The 1,758-nt window shown below is 55.3% G+C and carries 1 protein-coding gene and 1 pseudogene; both read right to left on the bottom strand.

What is annotated here, in order from left to right; all coding sequences use genetic code 11:
* On the bottom strand, positions 1 to 1,451 hold a 1,451-nt coding region (ftsH, locus tag WBC85_RS08740), incomplete at its 3' end, for an ATP-dependent zinc metalloprotease FtsH (RefSeq protein WP_424435422.1).
* Positions 1,452 to 1,602: 151 nt separating this feature from the next.
* Positions 1,603 to 1,758, bottom strand: a pseudogene (locus WBC85_RS08745) (CoA-binding protein); the annotation flags it as partial.

A 1,758-nucleotide genomic window follows, 5' to 3' on the forward strand; every position in this document is an offset into this window, starting at 1 on the left:
GCGCCGTACTTGATGATCTCGGCAGCTTTACCCGCCATGGTCATTGCCATCTTCTCTTCGCACTCGGAGCGATGCCAGTTCAGGCGATCAATCTCGGGCAGGGAAACAACCATGCCCAATGCGCCGCCACGCGGGATGATCGTCGCCTTGTAAACGGGATCACACTGCGGCAACGCCATGCCGACAACGGCGTGGCCTGCTTCATGATAGGCCGTCATTTCCTTTTGATCCGCGGTCAGAACCATTGACCGGCGTTCAGCGCCCATCATGACCTTGTCCTTGGCCTGTTCGAAATCTTCCATGGTGACAAAGCGGCGACCGACGCGCGCCGCCATCAACGCGGCCTCGTTCACAAGGTTGGCAAGATCCGCACCGGAAAAGCCGGGCGTACCGCGCGCAATAATGCGCATGTCAGCGTCTGGGCCCAGCGGCGTTTTACGTGCGTGGACGTTGAGGATTTTCTCACGGCCTTTGATGTCTGGGTTTGGCACTGTGACCTGACGGTCAAAGCGGCCCGGGCGCAGCAAGGCAGGGTCAAGCACGTCGCGGCGGTTGGTCGCGGCGATGATTATGACGCCCTCGTTGGCTTCAAAACCGTCCATTTCAACCAAGAGCTGGTTCAAGGTTTGCTCGCGCTCATCATTGCCACCGCCATAGCCAGCGCCGCGATGGCGACCAACTGCGTCGATCTCGTCGATGAAGACGATGCAAGGCGCGTTCTTTTTCGCCTGCTCGAACATGTCGCGCACACGGGATGCACCCACGCCGACGAACATTTCAACAAAGTCCGAACCAGAGATCGTAAAGAAGGGAACACCCGCCTCACCCGCAATTGCGCGCGCAAGCAGCGTTTTACCGGTACCGGGAGGGCCAACAAGCAAAGCGCCTTTCGGGATTTTGCCACCAAGACGCGAGAACTTCTGCGGGTTGCGTAGAAACTCAACGATCTCTTCAAGCTCTTCTTTGGCTTCATCAATGCCCGCGACATCATCAAACGTGACGCGGCCTGATTTTTCGGTCAGCATCTTGGCCTTGGATTTGCCAAAACCCATTGCGCCGCCTTTGCCGCCGCCCTGCATACGGTTCATGAAATAAACCCAAACGCCGATCAGCAACAGGAATGGTAGAAGCGACAGAATGAACGTCTGGAAACCAGACTGCTCTTGCTGCTCTGCGCGAACGCTCACGCTTTTAGAGATCAGGAAATCCGACACATTCGCATCGGTTGGCTTGATCGTGACATAATCGCTTCCGTCGGACCCGCGAAAGCGAATGCGCTCGCCATCAAGCGTGACACTTGTGACGCTGCCCCCGTTAACATTAGAGACAAACTCGGAATAGCTGATCTCACGGCTCTGCAAAGCAGCGTTGTTGCCGCTAAAGAGATTGAATAGCGCCAGGATCAACAGGAATAGTACGACCCAAAAGGCGATGTTGCGTGCGTTACCCAACGACACTCTCCTCAATATGACTTTGTTCGATGCCCTAACATGGCAGTGTTGGACTTAAAATAGATACCTCGCACTGATCTTCAATGAAGCGCAGCGACGTAATGTCATCAATTCGCCAATTAGGGGGAGAAAACATGATTTTTAAGCAAATTTACAGCTTGGAAGATATAACGCCCGTGGCGAAACCGCCCATCCGCAGCTCTCCGAAAAGGCGCTGATACTCGATTTTCGGGCATTTATCATGAATAACATCAATGCCGCGCGCCTCGGCGCGCGCCGCCGCTTCGCTGTGGTCGACCCCGATCTG

The organism is Planktotalea sp. (assembly GCF_049680325.1).
GTDB lineage: Bacteria > Pseudomonadota > Alphaproteobacteria > Rhodobacterales > Rhodobacteraceae > Planktotalea.